Origin of the sequence: Novosphingobium sp., from assembly GCF_049240505.1 — a bacterium.
GTDB lineage: Bacteria > Pseudomonadota > Alphaproteobacteria > Sphingomonadales > Sphingomonadaceae > Novosphingobium.
On record NZ_JBMLSM010000222.1, the window covers coordinates 20914 to 36075 of the forward strand.

A 15162-nucleotide genomic window follows, 5' to 3' on the forward strand; every position below is an offset into this window, starting at 1 on the left:
GGCACCGTGAACGCGGGCAAGCTGTATTGTATCTGGCAAGCTTTGCAGCGTGGTCATGCGCCCTGCACCTCTCCCTTGGCTCGCATCATCTGCGCGGCCTTGCGGATAAAGTATACTGCAAGGTATATTTATCAAGCGCTATTTACGCAAGGCATCTGGCGGGGCAGGAAAGGGGCCGTGAACGTGATTGAGAAACAACCTGCATCCGAACTTGCACCAAGGCGGGGGCGACCATCGGCGGACGCCACACGTGCACGCATGGCGCACCTTCTCGAAGTGGCCCGCAGCATATTCGTGAAGCGCGGTTATCGGGCCGCGACGATGGATGAAGTTGCGTCTGCCTCCGGCATAACGAAGCGAACGTTGTATGCTTGGCATTCCGACAAGGAATCGCTGTTCCGTGCCTGCGTGATGCTGGGGGCAGAGCGTTTTCCCCGGCTTAGCCCGGAACCTGCTGAAGATCTGGCCACGGCGCTGGAACGCTACGTCGTGGCGCTGCACAGCGAACTGGTGCGCGAGGACAGCTATGGCATGGGCGCGCTGTTCCTGCGCGAAGCGGGCGATTTTCCCGAACTGGCGGGTTCGATCCAGCGCGGCCATTTTGATTTCATGATCGATCCTCTCGCATCGTTCCTGCGCGAAAACAGACTGGAAGAGGAAAAGGGCGTCGATCGGACAATGCTGTTCGTGGCGATGGCCCTGATGCCCCTGCACAACACAATGCTGGTCGGAATGCCTCTGCCCGATACAGCACAGGTTGCGGCCCATGCGCGGCGCTGTGTCGGTATATTCTTGAATGGAAGCCGGATTCAAAATCCATAATTTCTGCGCGTCAAATCACATTTTTGCGATTTTCAGCGTGAAATGCGTATAAAATATCCGATGATATCTACGAATCACATAAGGACGCCCAATGGCCGCCACGCTTGAAGACATTGCCGCCCGCCTGGCTGCGCTTGAGGACAAGGAAGCAATCCGCGCGCTGAAAGCACGCTATCTGCGGGCGTGCGACCTGAAGCAACCCGACGTCGTGCGCGATTGCTTCGCGCCGGGCCAGATTCGCATCGCCTATCAGAACTTCCCCGAATTTTCCGACCGCGATGCCTTCGTTGAAATCTACCGCCAGATGGGCTGCCAGCCCGGCGTCTATGACATTCACCATGCCACCAACTGGGAAATCGAACTGACCGGCACGGACCGCGCAACGGGCAAATGGTCGCTCAACTTCCGCACGATCCTCACCGGGCCGCGTCAGGTCGTGCGGCTCGCCGTGGAATATGATGATGTCTATGCCAAGCGCGATGGCCGCTGGTGGATCGTCGAAACGGTCAGCCACGTCACCTCGATGCTGACCGAGCAGGTGGGCGAAGATGGCAGCGTGACGGTTCTGGCATTGGCCGAACCGCCCGCAGCCTGATCCTAGGCGGGCACTGGCGCAACCGGTGCCCGCTGCATACCACGCACCACTTTGCCGGGACGCTGCGATGTTGATTGATCATTGCGGCGGATTACCTGGCCGCTGACGACAGTGGCGACAAAGCCCGACGCCGCCTGATCCAGCCTGCGTCCGCCGCCAGGCAGATCGTGCCGCACAACCGGCGCGTGCAGGGTAAGCGCGGCCATGTCGATCACGTTGACATCGGCCTTGTATCCGGCGCGCAGAAGCCCACGGTCTTCCAGCCCCACAACCCGCGCGGGCCGGGCGGCCAGCATCTCCACGGCCTCGGCCAAGGTCAGCCGTTCTCCGGCCCGGTCCCGCACCCAGTAGGTCAGCATGAACGTGGGGTAGCTGGCATCGCAGATCGCGGCATAATGCGCGCCACCATCGCCCAGCCCGATCACGCAATCTTCCCGGCGCACCAGTTCCAGCAGCGCATCCAGCTTGCCTTCGTGAAAGTTGCCCAGCGTGTTCAGGATCATGCCGGTGCCGTCACATTCCATCAATATGTCATAGGCAACCTCTTCCGGCGTCCGGCCTTGTGCGCGGGCCAGCGCGCCGATGCTCTGGTCGGCGGTGGGTTCATACTGCGGCGGATCGCCGAACGGGAACATCCAGTCCCAGTTGCGCGTCAGCATGGCCAGCGGGTGGCCGGGCTGCGGCATTTCCGCCAGCAGCGTTGCGCGCATGGCAGGATCGCGCAACAGCGGCAGTTGCTGCTCAAGCGGCAGGTTGGCGAACGGCTGATAGGATGGGCACAGGCAGAAGGGGTGGGTGGACAGCGCCCAGCCCGAAATCATGCCGATGGGGCGCGGCAGGACTTGCGGCCAGATCGTCAGTCCTTCGGCACGTGCCTCCTCAATCATCCGCAGCGCGCCTTCCCACGTGCGCGGCCCGCTGTTCATCAGGCCCAGCGTGAAAGTGGATGGACGCCCTGATGCTCTGGTCACGGCGACAAGCTGCGCCATCTCGTCCTCCCATGCGGAAAACGGTGCATCGAGCACGGCCTGAAACACGCCCGTTCCGGCTTCGGCCATCGCGCCGGTGATGGCCATCAGTTCGTCCACATCCGCACCATAAGTCGGGATCATCTCACCCGCCTTGGTGCGATGGATGTTGAGCCGGGACGTGGCAAAGCCGATTGCGCCAGCATCCAGCGCTTCGCGCGCGATTGCGCGCATCTGCGCCAGATCCTTGTCCGTTGCCGCTTCGCGCGCAATCGCCCGTTCGCCCATCACCCAGACGCGCAAGGGGCTGTGCGGCAGCAGACAGGCCACATCGATGTCGCGCGGGCGGGCGGCAAGGGCATTGAGATATTGCGGGAAAGTTTCCCAGTCCCACGGCAGACCTTCGGCCATGACCACGCCGGGAATGTCTTCCACACCTTCCATCAGCTGGATGAGAGCATCGTGATCCGCCTTGCGGCAGGGTGCAAAACCCACGCCGCAATTGCCCAGAACCGCCGTTGTCACGCCGTGCGAAGAACTGGGAGAAAGCGTATCGGACCACACCGCCTGCCCATCATAGTGGGTATGGATATCGACAAAGCCCGGCGTGACGATGCACCCTGTCGCATCGATGGTTTCCGCAGCCGTGCCTGCATAGTGCGCGCCGACAAAGGCGATGGCATTGCCGCGCAAGGCCACATCGCCCACGAACGGCTCACCACCCGATCCATCGACGATCGTGCCACCCCTGATGAGAATATCTGCGTCAATGTCCTGCCCGGTCATCGTATCTCTCTCCGCTGCTTTACAGAACGGTACTGCATCGTTCGGTTCACGGCAAGCGGAATGCCGGATGATGGCATGCTATAAATCCGCATAGAGCAGATATGGAACGCTGTTGACCTGACTTTGCGTTATACAATACGGTGAAAAATACGAATAGACGGAGAGGATTCGCAAAAATGATCGACTATGGCCTTCATGGCAAAGTGGCGCTCGTCACTGGCGCAAGCGGTGGCATCGGTCGCGCCGCAGCGCTGGTCTTCGCACGATCGGGTGCCAGCGTCCTTGTCAGCGATGTGAACGAGGCGGGCGGCGCCGAAACTGTCGGCCTGATCGAAGCGGCAGGCGGCAAGGCTGCGTTCCAGCGCTGCGATGTGTCGAACTCCGATGAAGTGAAGGCAATGGTCGCCGCCGCGGTTTCAACCTTTGGCGGCCTGGACTGCGCTTTCAACAACGCCGGGATCAACCGTCTGGGCGATGATGAATATGATGATGCAATCTGGGAACGCAACATGGGCATCAACCTGTCGGGCGTGATGCGGTGTATGCGCGAAGAAGCCGAAGTCATGATGGCGCGCGGCGGCGGTGCCATCGTCAACACCGCGTCGATCAACGGGATCGTCGGCAATGGCGGCCAGCCTGCCTATGTCGCGGCAAAGCATGGCGTCGTCGGCCTTGCTCGCCACGGCGCGCTGCGCTGGGCGCAGGCGGGCATTCGCGTCAATGCGGTTTGCCCCGGCGTGATCGAAACGCCAATGACCGCGCCGCTCGTCGCCAGCCCGGAAATGAAGAAAGTGATCGATGCGATGACCCCGATGGGTCGCATGGGCACCGCCGATGAAATCGCCGAAGCGGTGGTGTGGCTCTGCTCGCCCGCAGCCAGCTTCGTTACCGGTCACGCTATGGTGATCGACGGCGGCGCTACTGCTGTTTGATCTTCCGCCGGGCAGCCACAATGCTGGCTGCCCGGTCCGCAATGGCCATCAGGCCAGTGCCACCTTCAGCCTTGCGCCCGCACGCTCGATAAACGGCATGGCGTCGGGCACTGCTTCGAACATCGAAAAGAAGCCGTGGATCATCCCCGGCGCTTCTTCGCTCTCCACCTCAACCCCCGCTGCCGCAAGTGCATCGGCATAGGCCAGCCCTTCATCGCGCAAAGGGTCATACTGCGCCACCAGCACCGTTGCGGGCGGCAATCCTGCAAGATTGTCATGGCGCAAAACCGCCGCATGGGGATGCGGTGCGTCCACATCGTCCACATAGTGCGCCCAGAACCACTGCATCATCGCGGTGGACAGGAAATAGGCCCCTCCGCCGTTCGCGCCGTAAGATTCGCGCTCGAAATCTGCATCGGCCACCGGGTAGATCAGCAACTGGTGCGACAGCTTAGGCCCGCCTTCATCGCGTGCGCGGATCGCCACCGCAGCGGCAAGGTTGCCGCCCGCGCTGTCGCCTGCCACCGCCAGCTTGGCCGGATCAATGCCCAGTTCGCCCGCATGGGCCACCGCCCACAGCAGTGCGTCATAGCAATCGTCCAGCGGACCGGGAAATTTGGTTTCTGGCGCAAGCCGGTAATCGACCGAAAGCACAGCCGCCCCACTCGCCCGCGCCAGTGCCCGCGCAGTGGCATCGTGCGATTCCAGATTGCCGATGACCCAGCCACCGCCATGATAGAACAGCACCAAGGGTGGATTTTCGCCCGCTCCTTGGGGCACATAAAGCCGCGCGCCAATCGTGCGACCCTGCAGATCGAGCGACAGATCGCGCGCTTCGGCCACCGCAGGCGGCGGCCCCATCTGCATGGGCCGATTGGCTTCGCGCAGTGCTTCCGGGGTGATCGTGTCATAATCGACCGGCGGCATCTGCGCAAAAAAGCCCAGCAGCGCCTCGACCTGAGGGTTAAGCGTCATCTTGTCTCTCTCCCGGTTCAGCCAAATTGCGCGGCAATTTCTGCCACGGCAGCCGCCACATCATGCCGACGATAGCCGAGCAGTGCGGTTTCACCAGCATCGGGTTCATAACTGATCGTATTGCCGCGCCCCTGGGGAATGGCCACATCGGGCAACAGCGGAAGTTCCTCGTCGCGCTCCTCCAGCACCACATCGCTGTCTACCGCATCAAAGAACAACTGGAAGTATTCGCGGAACGAAAGGTTCTCGTCCCCCACCAGATAGGCCTTGCCCGGCTCACCCCGCAGCAGCGCGCCTTCGATCGCTTCGGACAGCGACCGGAATGACATGAAGTTGGTGCCGCCCGTGGGGGCAAAGAACGGGATCGGGATGTTGCCCTTGGCCCACTGCACATAGGGATCGAAGATCGCGCTGGGCAGGCCGGGCACGGTGCCAACCATGAAAGGCGCGTTCACGCTCACCACGTCAAAGCCGGGCCGCCCCTGCGCACGCGCGCCCTCGCAGGCGGCAAGGCGCGACTGGATATAGACATTGCCCGCCACCAGTTCGGGCGCGGCCTGCGGATAGAAGCTGCCAAGCTGCACCGCGCGCGCTACGCCTGCTTCGCGCGCAGCGGCAAACAGCGCCGGCACAGCCACATGGTTGGCCTTGTGCAACCACGCGCCAAAGTCCTCACCCTGTGGCACGTGGCGTGGATCGTTGCCTGCCGCGAACACCACCCAGTCGAACCCGCGCAGCCGGTCCGGCGTGAAATCGCCCGCCACATAATCGCCCTGTAAAAAACCGAGCGTGATCAGCGGCGTGCCCTCAGGCGCTCCCGTCCCGCGCCCGGTGATCGTCACATCATGGCCTTTCGCCGCCAGATGCAGCGCCGCATGGCCGCCCAGCGCGCCTGTGCCGCCAACCACCAGAATCTTCATGCAAAAGTTCCTTTCAAGGGCCGCAGCTCTTCCCAATCCACGATCAGGGCACGGCGTGTGAATTTCCAGCTATCGCCCTCGCGCCGCCACTGATCCTGATAGCGGATCGCCCAGAGCAGCAGCATGTCGCCCTCAGGCGTCGCCATGCGGTGTTCGGCGGTGGAGCGTGTTTCGCCTTCGGCGCTGTCGCCATTCAGGATCACCTCCATGTCGTGAACGATGTGGCGCGTTGCGGTGAAAGTGTGCGCCAGATGGTCGATCGAACCAAGATTGGCCTCAAGCCCGCTGATGGCAAAGCCGGGGCCGGTGATCTCGACATCATCGGCCAGCACTTCACGCCACAGCGCCTTGTCGCGCCGGTCCGCCCCAAGGGCATAGCGTTCCGCCGCGCGGCGCAATGCTGCAAGGTCGCTCATGCCACGGTGCCCGGAATTACCAGTCCATTGCCCGAAATCAGCGGCACATTGGTCCATTCGCCCTGCGGTGTGCGATACCACCCCGCCGCTGCCAGCGCGCCGCCATCCACGTGCAGCGCCGTGCCGGTAACCCACGCCGCCAGCGGGCTAGCCAGATAGAGCGCCGCGCCCGCGCAATCCGATGGCTGGCCGAACCGGCCCAGCGGAATCCACCGCTCTTCATGCGCGCGGTTTTCGGGCGGGATCATGTAATCGAGCGCCACTTGCGGCGTATCGGTCGTCTCTGGCGCGATGGTGTTCACACGGATGCCTTCCGGGCCAAGTTCCAGCGCAAGGCTTTTGGTAAAGCCCGTCACCGCCCACTTTGCCGCGGCATAGACGCTGCAATAGGGAATGCCGCGATGCGCCTCTATCGATGTAACGTTGATGATACTGGAACCCGCGCCGCCCTTGCGCAGCAGCGGGATCATCGCCCGCGTCATGCGCAGCATTTGCCCCAGATTGGTATCGACGATCTCGTCAGCTTCCTCGTCGGCAAGCATGGCAAAGGGTCGTGCATGGACGAAGTGGCCGACATTGTTGACCAGCACGTCCAGCTTGCCCGTTTCAGCCCCGATGCGTTCGGCGAGCATTGCACCAACGCCGCGCTGGCGCACATCGCAGCGGATCACCCGCGCACCGGGCATCGCGGCTTCGGCCTGATCGGCATGAACCGGATCGATTTCGGCAATCACCACATGCGCCCCGGCATCGTAAAACGCCTTGGCTATGGCGTGTCCGATGCCAACGCCGCCGCCCGTGACCAGCACGGTCTTGCCCGTAAAATCCAGCGCTTGCGCAAAAGGCGCAGGCTGCATGTCCGCAGTCATGGGATGCGTTCCTCTCATCACCCGATAAAGGGTGATACATCGTTATATAATTTACGCATATTGATGATAAGCGCGCAGGCTGTCAACAGGATGCGCAGCGGGTGCGCTGACAGCCTGCTATATTCCCGGCTGCTCCGCCGGAATGTGAACGATCAGCCCGTCCAACTCTTCGCCCAGTTGCACCTGGCATGACAGGCGGCTTTCGGGCCGCACGTCCACGCCCTCGATCGCTGCCAGCATCTCACGCTCATCGGGGTGCGCCGCTCCGGTGCGGTCAAGCCATTCCGGGTCGATATAGCAGTGACATGTGGCGCACTGCATCATCCCGCCACACAGTGCGTCGATCCCGTCCACCAGATTGCCGACGGCAAGTTGCATCAGCGTCATGCCTTCGAAATTCACGCATGTGCGCCGCGATCCGTCAGGCTGGACGAAGGTTACTTTGGCCATTCAACGCCCCTCATGCATGGGCCGGGCATCCCGCCGCCCTGGCCAGCGCTGCCACGTCAACGGCCCCTGCCTCGCCACTCGTCCTGCGCCGTTTGTAGCGCACGCGGCAGGGCTGGGCGGGCCAATAGGTTGATGCGCCGGTCACCGGCTTCACTTCGTCGATCAGTTCCATGTCGAAGTTCTGCAGCAGGATTGCCACCAGCGCTTTCATCTCCATGCGCGCAAAGTTCACGCCCGCGCAGCGATGCACCCCGCCGCCAAAGCCGATCAGCGAATTGCTGGTGGTCTGGGCATCGGGGTTGGCCGGATTGAACCGCTCAGGATCATATGCATCGGGATTGCGGAACGTCTCTTCCATGCGGTGGCTGACAGAGGGTGCCAGCAGCACGAATTCGCCCTTGCGGATGGTGTAACCCTCGCGCTTGATATCGGCGTTAGCCTTGCGCGAAAGCATATAGGCCACCGGATGCAGCCGTTCTGTCTCGCGCAGGGCAAGGTCCATCTTCTCCATCGCAATGGCGTGCTCCCACGTCAGGTTGCCGCCATCTCCGCCACCCAGCAAACCGCCGATTTCGTCCCGCAGCACTTGGGCATAGCCGGGGTTTTGCAGCAGATCGGCCAAAGCCCAACTCACCTGCCCGGCGGTGGTTTCATGCCCCGCCCACACCAGCAGCAGGATCAGATGGCGGATGATTTCGTCCGGCACCGGCCTGCCATCGGGATACTTCGTGGCGATCATCGTCTGGAAAAAGTCCGGCGGATCGAGCGGCGCTGCCCGGCGCTTGTCGATCCAGGATTGCAGGATGGCGTGCAGCTTTTTCTTGGCGCGCTGCGATTTCACCATCTTGGGCGTGGGCAGCCACAGCGGCAGCACGAATTCCATTCCGCCCGAAAAATCACGGAACAGATCGAAAAACTCATGCCCCAGCTTTTCGTGGAACTCGCGCCCCATGAAGCTGTGCGCGGCAATGTCCATCACCACCGGTCCCAGCGTCGGGATCAGGTCGAACTCGCCCTCATCGCCCAGCCGGGCCACCAGATTGAGCGATTCCTCCACCATCACCGGCACGTATTGCTTCATCGATGCCGCCTTGAACCGGGGCATGATGATAGCGCGCTGGCACAGGTATTCGTCCATTTCCGCGAAGGAATAGAAATCGGGCGAAAACATCTTGAGGAAGAACGGCATCGATTCCCGGATCGAGAGCAGCTTGTCTGTCTCTTCGAAGAAAAAGCGGTTGTGTTCCGGCCCCAGCATCACGTTCATGCGCTGGCCCATGAAGTTCATGGCAAACATGCGCCCGCGCGATTTGTATCCGCGTTTGAGCACGGAAACCGGATCGCGGAAAAACTGCGCCAGATGGCCAAGGAACGGCGCACCGCCATCCAGCAAGGGAAGACCGCCAGCGGCACTTGCAGCACTTGCCATGCCATTTCTCCCGTCATCGCCGGTTGGCCCGGCTTTACGGCAGAAGGCTATTCCTGATGGATCGGGCCGTCACGCATCGGTGTCCCAAAGGCATCACTCAGTGATCTGCACAAGATCACAAGATGAGCCTGTGAGATACCCCTCCAACACCCACACCGTCATGCTGAACTTGTTTCAGCATCCATTTGTGACCTGAAGCGGCGGTTCGATCGGCAAAATGGATCCTGAACCAAGTTCAGGATGACGACGCTTCAAAGCATTGGTTACCGGCCAACAAAGGCCAATCAGTAAACCGCGGCCGGGTTCTTCGGACGCGGGCTGCCCAGCATTTCGCGGTGCGAAGGCCGCTCGTTACCCCGATCGGTGACGCCCAGTTCCTTCGCGATTTCCGAAACGATCAGCGTCTGCCCTGAAAGCTCGTCGCGGTTCGCCGCCTTGTCGATTGCATCGATCACATGGGCGGAAAACTCCGGGTTTTCGGCCATTGCCAGAAAGCCTTCGTACTGTTCGGGATTGGTCTTTACCGCGATCTGCGACCGTTCGGTCACTTGCGGGCCAAGCCAGAGCGATACGGCGGCAACGCCCGTGCCCCGGAAATCGTGCTCCATATCGTGCGCCAGCTTGTCCAACCCGGCCTTCTGCGCGCCATAGGCAGGGCCGTGCATGTAACAGCTCGCCCCGAAAGACGACGTCATGGCGATGATGCCCGACCGTTGCGGCACCATGATCCGCGCAGCGTGCCAACTGGCAACATAGGCACTGCGCAGGCCCACATCGAGGATCTTCTGCGCGTCCAGTTCCTTTTCCCAGAACGGCATCTTTTCAATCAACTGGCGGTGCATATAGGCCGCATTGTTGACCAGCACATCCAGCCTGCCCTGTTCATCCATGACCTGTTCGAAAAGCTGCGCGACAGAGCTGTCGTCGGCATGATCGCACACAACCGGAATGCCCTTGCCGCCATTTTCGGTAACGCGCTGCGCCGTTTCCGCCACCGTGCCCGGCAGCACGGTTCCGTCCCAGCCCTTGGCGTCGCCCGGAGTCACCGTGCGGCCCGTGACATATACGGTGTAGCCCAGTTCGCCAAAGCCGCGCGCAATGCCTGCGCCCGCGCCACGGCTCGCGCCGGTAACGATGGCGACCTTGTTCTGGGTCATGGGGTAATCCTCTCTCTATGGGTTGCCTGCCAGCACGACGATTGGCGGAACGCCAGCGGCGTCTGGCCCGTGGTACGCCGGAAAGCGCGTGTGAAGCTGTTGGGATGGGAAAAGCCGCAGGCCTGCGCCACCGCCTTGATCGGCTGCGCGCCGCGTTCCAGCAATGTCTTGGCCTGCTCGATCCGCGTCGTTTCGATGTAGTCGGCCACGGTCCTGCCGGTCAGCGCATGGAACTGGCGATGCAGATGGCGCGGACTGATCCCGCAGATGGTCGCCAGTTCCCCCACTGCGGGCGGCGGGCCGGGTTGGCCCAGCCGTTCACGGATACGCCGGAACTGCCACGGAGCAAGCCGCGCCGATATCGAAGGCCCGGCCTCGCGCACGATCACGCGCTCCAGTTCCACGGCCACAAGTTCGAGCAGCGCGGCAATCGCAGCTTCGGAACAGTCGGTCGTATTCTGCAATTCGCGCCTGATCAGCCCCAGCAGGGTGCGCAGGGTTTCGCTGCTCAGCGATAGCATGGCCTGCAGGAACGCAAGGTCAGGATCGGGGCGCAGTGCCATCAGGCGCGCGGCACGATCAGGGCCGAATACGCAACGCACCACGCGGATATGGCCCGCTTCTGCCCGGCCAGACACAAGCACGCCCGGCCAGCGGGTAAACAGCGTTCCCATGAAGCAGCGGCGTTGTTTATCCAGTTCGGGCCTGTCCCATTCTGGAAAGCAGGCCGAAGCATCTGCCGATGTCGGCGGCACCGACATTTCGACCATCAGTTCATCTTCGCGGCGCGTGAAATCGAACATCGCAGGCCAGCGCCATTCAACGATTTCCGCCCGCCCCAATGGCGTTTCCACGCGGGCGAGCGTGTTGGGCGAATAATCGGTCATGGCGGGGCGATCAGGCAAAATCGAACTGCGACGTTGGGATGATATCGATGCGGCTGAAATCGATGAAGCCATTGCAGCTTTCCATCATCGCGGTCGTATTCGCGGCAAACTTCGCGGGCTGATCGACAGCATCGAAGAACACCTCCGGCTGCGTCAGCGCTTCCAGCGGGAAGCATTCCTCGACAAAAGCATCATAAGCGGGCGCATTTTCGGTCAGCGGACGAACGACAAGGTTCTGGACATATTCGAAGTTCGATTGCGTTTCGATCGCCACACGGGTGTGGTGCGAGTGCCAGTGGGCGATGGCATCGGCCCGCGTCAGGTCTGTGCGGAAAGAGATGAAACTCGCCTGGCTCCAACCCCATGTTCTTGAAAAGGTTGGATTGTTGGAAAGTTTCCCTGGGGAAACGCTATTTGGCTCCTGCTGATGATCGACATTGGCGATGATCGTTGATTCACACACGAGCCATGCGGCAAACCGGGCACCGTGCGCGGCCAGCGCGCTGTCCACTTCACCGCGGAAGCGGGCATTGGCCGATGGCATCCAGAACTGCGCGATGGCCGCCTGCTGCGGCGCTTGCCAGCGCTGCACCAGTGCATCGCCTGCGGCCACAGCCTCGTCGCGCAGGTTCAGCCGGATGTGCTGCGCCCCTGCTGCTGCCAGCGCGGCAGGCAGGCTTGCCAGAAGGCGCGCGCCATATTCGGCGTGGTCTTCGCCCTCAGGTGTCCATAACGCTGCGATGACTTTTTCCATGAAGGATGCGCACCCTTAATCGAAGTTGGCCTGCCCGCCGTCCAGCGGGATCGTGGCGCCCGTAAGATAGGCCAGATCCTGCCCCGAAAGCGCCACCAGCGCGCGGCCAATGTCGCCTTCCAGCGATCCGACGCGGCCCAGCGGGATCGTGCGGAAGAATGCCTTTGCCTCTTCCGGGTTGTTTTCGATCCACCATTTCAGGCCGGGGGATTCAGCATGGGGGGCGATGGTCAGCACGCGAATGCCTTCGCCTCCCCATTCCGCAGCGGCGGCGCGGGTGAGTGAGCGGATCGCCTGCTTGACCGCGCCATAGGCACCATAGCCGGTCATGTCCCAGCGGATGCCTGCGGATGAGCAGAAGTTGAAGATCGTGCCGCCGCCGCGCGCAGCAATGTGCGGGCGGGCCAGCTTCATCAGCCGCATCGTGGCGAGCGGGCCGGATTCAAAGCCTGCGGTAAAGGCCTCGTCGGTCACGTCGTCCAGCGTGCCCAGCGGCACTTCCTGCGCATTGTTGACAAGGATATCCAGCCCGCCAAACTCACCGACCGTTGCGTTGACCGCTGCGGCCAGATCCTCGGCTAATTTCACGTCACAGGCCAGCGCCAGCGCCTTGCCACCGCGTTCGCGCACCATTTGCGCGGTTGCTTCCACTTTTGAAAGCGTGCGTCCGGTAACCGCCACCGCAGCGCCTGCGCCTGCCATCGCCAGTGCCACGCCCTGTCCGATGCCTTGCCCGGCACCGGTAATCAGCGCCACCCTGCCCGAAAGATCGGTCATCGTTTTCGTCCTTTGCCTGTTCAGGTCAGCGGATGTAGCGCGCACGATACGAAGCGAACGCTTCGCGCACGTCGGCCTCGTTCAGGCCGAAGCGTTCGAGCGAATAATCGTGCATCGGGCGCTGTTCGCGCTTGTTGCCTGCCATGAACTCGGCCAGCGCGGCCTCTATCGCATCGTCCAGCGGCACGCCGATATGGGCCAGCACGCGCTGCGCCTGCCTGAGAGGCTCTTTGGCCACTTCGCGGTAGTCGATATCGATAAAGCGGTCCTCGCCAATGCGCGCGCGCGCTTCTTCAAAGCGCTTCATCCAGCTGGCAAGGCGCGGAAACCAGAAGCCGCCGACAGCCTCGTCCGAATGGACCGAGTTCAACTTGTACAGCGCCGCTTCCATGCTGACGTAGCTTGGCACAACCTCCAGCGGATCGCGGTGGGTCATCACCAGCACCGCCTGCGGGAAGGCATTGGCGATAACATCGGTATAGGGCAGGTTCTGCGGGCTTTTCAGGATCCACTTCTTGCCGCGCCGGGAGGGATCCTGCCACTGCAGGTACTTCAGGATTGTCTTGAGATCTTCGTACCCCTTCGACTGATCATAGCCATCCAGCCACTTGGCGAAGGAAGGGATGAAGGTCATCGCCTCGACCATCGTGGTGATGAACAACTGCCCCAGAATGATGATTTCCTCGTCCGGCGCATCGGGATCGAGCGGGTGGATCGATGCCAGTTCGGGCGAGAGGTTCAGCCAGCCTTCGATCATCGCTTCGGCATAGGCGCGCCGGGCCACGGGATTGCCAGGCTCATCGCCGGGCAGGGGGGCATAGTTCTGCGCTTCGTACCAGCGGATCGCGGTCATCCCCGGCGCGCTGGCCAGCAGGCGGTGGAAGATTGTGCTGCCGGTGCGCGGCAGGCCGAGGATGATGGCGGCGACTTCGACCGTCTCGTCAAGGATTTCAGGGTAGCGCTTGATATCGTCCACCATGCGCAACCGGCTGGCGAGCCCTTTGAGAATCGATTCGGTCTGCCCGCCGAAACCGGCCTGCGTCAACTTCCCTTCTGCATTGGCTGCAGCGATATATTGGTCCATCGGTTCGAAGAACCAGGTATCGCCAAAATCGGAGAGGCCGGTGCGTTCGCGCGCGGCGGCCAACAGGGTTTCGCGATCAAAAACCGGTGCGGATATGGTGGCGGTGGATGCCATGACGGTAATGTCTCTCCCGAAGACCAAAAATGCCGCCATGCGTAATTGATGGCGATGTTATGTTCGCAATTTGCGGCATTTTGTCACCATCATACGGATTTTGCAAATATAATTCCGCAAATCGCGGTCAATCTGAGAATGCGACGACAGTTCGCAGCGATTCCCCGCGCTTCATCAGCGCAAAACCTTCGTTTACCTCCGCCATCGGCAGGCGATGGGTGACCAGATCATCAAGGTTCAGACGCCCCTGCGCATAGTGATCGAGCAGGCCGGGCAACTGGCTGCGGCCTTTCACATTGCCCATGAATGATCCTTGCACCGTGCGCCCCAACTGGAGCTGGAACGGCACCAGTTGCATCGCATTGCCATCGGGCGGCACGCCGAGAACGACCGTTTTGCCCCAGCCGATGCGCGTGGATTCAAAGGCCTGCCCCATCAGGCGCACATTCCCGGCACATTCGAAAGCATAATCGACACCGCCGTCGGTCATTGCCTGAATTGCTGCCACGGCATTGGTTTCCCGCGCATCGATGAAGTCGGTCATGCCAAAGCGCTTGCCCTGTTCGTGGCGCAGCGGATTGATGTCCACGCCGATGATCCGCGTTGCCCCCGCAAGGCGGGCGCCCTGCACGACGTTCAGACCAATGCCGCCAAGGCCGAAAACCGCCACCGTCGCACCGCTTTCGACATGGGCGGTGTTCATCACCGCACCCACGCCTGTCGCCACGCAGCACCCCGCCGTGCAGGCGACGTGGAAGGCCACGTCCTTGCGGATCACCGCCACGTTGCGCTTTGCCATGACCACGAACTGCGCCAGTGTGCCGACGCCCGAATAGGCCGAAACCGGCTTGCCGTTCAGCGAAAAGGGTGTGGGTTGGGTTGCCATGTCGGCAAGGAAGGCTTCGCACAGGTTTGTCTTGCCCGACAGACAGTTGCGACAGGTGCCGCATTCCCCGATGCCCAGCGGGATGACATGATCGCCCAGTGCGATTGAAGACACGCCCGGTCCCACTTCGCGCACGATCCCGGCCCCTTCATGGCCGACGACAACGGGGAAGGGATAGGGCGCGGCAACGCCTTCCAACTGGCTGAGATCGGTGTGGCACAGGCCGCTCGCCATAATCTCGATCAACACTTCGCCGGGGCCGGGCGGGGCAAGATCAAGCAGTTCCTCGACCAGCGGGGCGCCGGGGGCGTGGCAGACCATAGCTCTTGTCTTCATGGCGA

Annotated in this window: 16 protein-coding genes; 3 read left to right on the plus strand and 13 right to left on the minus strand. The window is 62.0% G+C overall.

The window, feature by feature from the left end; translation table 11 throughout:
- Window positions 1–6 precede the first annotated feature (6 nt).
- Both ACOVQ0_RS18150 and ACOVQ0_RS18155 read left to right on the plus strand, forming a co-directional pair.
- Window positions 7–822: a TetR/AcrR family transcriptional regulator gene (locus tag ACOVQ0_RS18150; protein ID WP_421887765.1), complete on the plus strand. Its 816-nt coding sequence runs from the start codon at window positions 7–9 to the stop codon at window positions 820–822.
- A 91-nt stretch (window positions 823–913) separates the two neighbouring features.
- Window positions 914–1417 (plus strand): nuclear transport factor 2 family protein, encoded by a 504-nt coding sequence (locus tag ACOVQ0_RS18155; RefSeq protein ID WP_421887768.1) that lies wholly within the window; start codon window positions 914–916, stop codon window positions 1415–1417.
- 2 nt (window positions 1418–1419) lie between these two features.
- Here ACOVQ0_RS18155 and ACOVQ0_RS18160 read toward each other — a convergent pair whose 3' ends face one another.
- On the minus strand, window positions 1420–3171 hold the full coding sequence (locus ACOVQ0_RS18160; RefSeq protein ID WP_421887771.1) for an N-acyl-D-amino-acid deacylase family protein: 1752 nt from the start codon (window positions 3169–3171) through the stop codon (window positions 1420–1422).
- 176 nt (window positions 3172–3347) lie between these two features.
- On the opposite strand from ACOVQ0_RS18160, the gene ACOVQ0_RS18165 reads away from it, so the two are divergent.
- Window positions 3348–4103, plus strand: a complete 756-nt coding sequence (locus tag ACOVQ0_RS18165; RefSeq protein WP_421887774.1) for an SDR family NAD(P)-dependent oxidoreductase — start codon at window positions 3348–3350, stop codon at window positions 4101–4103.
- Window positions 4104–4151: 48 nt separating this feature from the next.
- Here the strand turns inward: ACOVQ0_RS18165 and estDL136 are convergent, their stop codons facing one another.
- The 12 genes from estDL136 to ACOVQ0_RS18225 form a co-directional block, all read right to left on the minus strand.
- Entirely contained in the window at window positions 4152–5078 is a 927-nt protein-coding gene (estDL136, locus tag ACOVQ0_RS18170) for a chloramphenicol hydrolase (protein WP_421887776.1), read from the minus strand.
- Window positions 5079–5095: 17 nt separating this feature from the next.
- Window positions 5096–5998 carry an NAD-dependent epimerase/dehydratase family protein gene (locus tag ACOVQ0_RS18175; RefSeq protein ID WP_421887778.1) on the minus strand — a complete coding sequence of 301 codons (903 nt, stop codon included), beginning with the start codon at window positions 5996–5998 and terminating at the stop codon, window positions 5096–5098.
- Complete coding sequence (locus tag ACOVQ0_RS18180; protein WP_421887781.1) at window positions 5995–6414, minus strand: nuclear transport factor 2 family protein; 420 nt, start codon at window positions 6412–6414, stop codon at window positions 5995–5997. Before ACOVQ0_RS18180 ends, ACOVQ0_RS18175 begins: the two co-directional genes overlap by 4 nt.
- Window positions 6411–7283 carry an SDR family NAD(P)-dependent oxidoreductase gene (locus ACOVQ0_RS18185; RefSeq protein ID WP_421887784.1) on the minus strand — a complete coding sequence of 291 codons (873 nt, stop codon included), beginning with the start codon at window positions 7281–7283 and terminating at the stop codon, window positions 6411–6413. The genes ACOVQ0_RS18180 and ACOVQ0_RS18185 overlap by 4 nt, the downstream gene beginning before the upstream one ends.
- Before the next feature lie 117 nt (window positions 7284–7400).
- Window positions 7401–7733: a 2Fe-2S iron-sulfur cluster-binding protein gene (locus tag ACOVQ0_RS18190; protein WP_421887787.1), complete on the minus strand. Its 333-nt coding sequence runs from the start codon at window positions 7731–7733 to the stop codon at window positions 7401–7403.
- 10 nt (window positions 7734–7743) lie between these two features.
- On the minus strand, window positions 7744–9162 hold the full coding sequence (locus ACOVQ0_RS18195; RefSeq protein WP_421887790.1) for a cytochrome P450: 1419 nt from the start codon (window positions 9160–9162) through the stop codon (window positions 7744–7746).
- Between the two features lie 284 nt (window positions 9163–9446).
- A complete protein-coding gene (locus ACOVQ0_RS18200; RefSeq protein ID WP_421887793.1) occupies window positions 9447–10319 on the minus strand; it encodes an SDR family NAD(P)-dependent oxidoreductase in 873 nt (290 codons plus the stop codon).
- Complete coding sequence (locus ACOVQ0_RS18205) at window positions 10316–11206, minus strand: helix-turn-helix transcriptional regulator (protein WP_421887796.1); 891 nt, start codon at window positions 11204–11206, stop codon at window positions 10316–10318. The genes ACOVQ0_RS18200 and ACOVQ0_RS18205 overlap by 4 nt, the downstream gene beginning before the upstream one ends.
- A gap of 10 nt (window positions 11207–11216) precedes the next feature.
- Window positions 11217–11960 carry an EthD domain-containing protein gene (locus tag ACOVQ0_RS18210; protein ID WP_421887800.1) on the minus strand — a complete coding sequence of 248 codons (744 nt, stop codon included), beginning with the start codon at window positions 11958–11960 and terminating at the stop codon, window positions 11217–11219.
- 15 nt (window positions 11961–11975) lie between these two features.
- Window positions 11976–12737 (minus strand): SDR family NAD(P)-dependent oxidoreductase, encoded by a 762-nt coding sequence (locus ACOVQ0_RS18215; protein ID WP_421887803.1) that lies wholly within the window; start codon window positions 12735–12737, stop codon window positions 11976–11978.
- Window positions 12738–12762: 25 nt separating this feature from the next.
- A complete protein-coding gene (locus tag ACOVQ0_RS18220) occupies window positions 12763–13974 on the minus strand; it encodes a sulfotransferase family protein (RefSeq protein WP_421887805.1) in 1212 nt (403 codons plus the stop codon).
- An 88-nt stretch (window positions 13975–14062) separates the two neighbouring features.
- Window positions 14063–15157, minus strand: a complete 1095-nt coding sequence (locus ACOVQ0_RS18225; RefSeq protein WP_421887807.1) for a zinc-binding dehydrogenase — start codon at window positions 15155–15157, stop codon at window positions 14063–14065.
- Between the last annotated feature and the right edge of the window lie 5 nt (window positions 15158–15162).

What these genes read in the sequence shown, in the direction of transcription:
- ACOVQ0_RS18205 (WP_421887796.1), bottom strand. Translation starts at nt 11,206, where the DNA reads ATGACCGATTATTCGCCCAACACGCTCGCCCGCGTGGAAACGCCATTG.
- ACOVQ0_RS18190 (WP_421887787.1), bottom strand. Translation starts at nt 7,733, where the DNA reads ATGGCCAAAGTAACCTTCGTCCAGCCTGACGGATCGCGGCGCACATGC.
- ACOVQ0_RS18180 (WP_421887781.1), bottom strand. Translation starts at nt 6,414, where the DNA reads ATGAGCGACCTTGCAGCATTGCGCCGCGCGGCGGAACGCTATGCCCTT.
- ACOVQ0_RS18220 (WP_421887805.1), bottom strand. Translation starts at nt 13,974, where the DNA reads ATGGCGGCATTTTTGGTCTTCGGGAGAGACATTACCGTCATGGCATCC.
- ACOVQ0_RS18225 (WP_421887807.1), bottom strand. Translation starts at nt 15,157, where the DNA reads ATGAAGACAAGAGCTATGGTCTGCCACGCCCCCGGCGCCCCGCTGGTC.
- ACOVQ0_RS18155 (WP_421887768.1), top strand. Translation starts at nt 914, where the DNA reads ATGGCCGCCACGCTTGAAGACATTGCCGCCCGCCTGGCTGCGCTTGAG.
- ACOVQ0_RS18200 (WP_421887793.1), bottom strand. Translation starts at nt 10,319, where the DNA reads ATGACCCAGAACAAGGTCGCCATCGTTACCGGCGCGAGCCGTGGCGCG.
- ACOVQ0_RS18195 (WP_421887790.1), bottom strand. Translation starts at nt 9,162, where the DNA reads ATGGCAAGTGCTGCAAGTGCCGCTGGCGGTCTTCCCTTGCTGGATGGC.
- ACOVQ0_RS18215 (WP_421887803.1), bottom strand. Translation starts at nt 12,737, where the DNA reads ATGACCGATCTTTCGGGCAGGGTGGCGCTGATTACCGGTGCCGGGCAA.
- ACOVQ0_RS18210 (WP_421887800.1), bottom strand. Translation starts at nt 11,960, where the DNA reads ATGGAAAAAGTCATCGCAGCGTTATGGACACCTGAGGGCGAAGACCAC.
- ACOVQ0_RS18160 (WP_421887771.1), bottom strand. Translation starts at nt 3,171, where the DNA reads ATGACCGGGCAGGACATTGACGCAGATATTCTCATCAGGGGTGGCACG.
- ACOVQ0_RS18175 (WP_421887778.1), bottom strand. Translation starts at nt 5,998, where the DNA reads ATGAAGATTCTGGTGGTTGGCGGCACAGGCGCGCTGGGCGGCCATGCG.
- ACOVQ0_RS18165 (WP_421887774.1), top strand. Translation starts at nt 3,348, where the DNA reads ATGATCGACTATGGCCTTCATGGCAAAGTGGCGCTCGTCACTGGCGCA.
- ACOVQ0_RS18185 (WP_421887784.1), bottom strand. Translation starts at nt 7,283, where the DNA reads ATGACTGCGGACATGCAGCCTGCGCCTTTTGCGCAAGCGCTGGATTTT.
- estDL136 (WP_421887776.1), bottom strand. Translation starts at nt 5,078, where the DNA reads ATGACGCTTAACCCTCAGGTCGAGGCGCTGCTGGGCTTTTTTGCGCAG.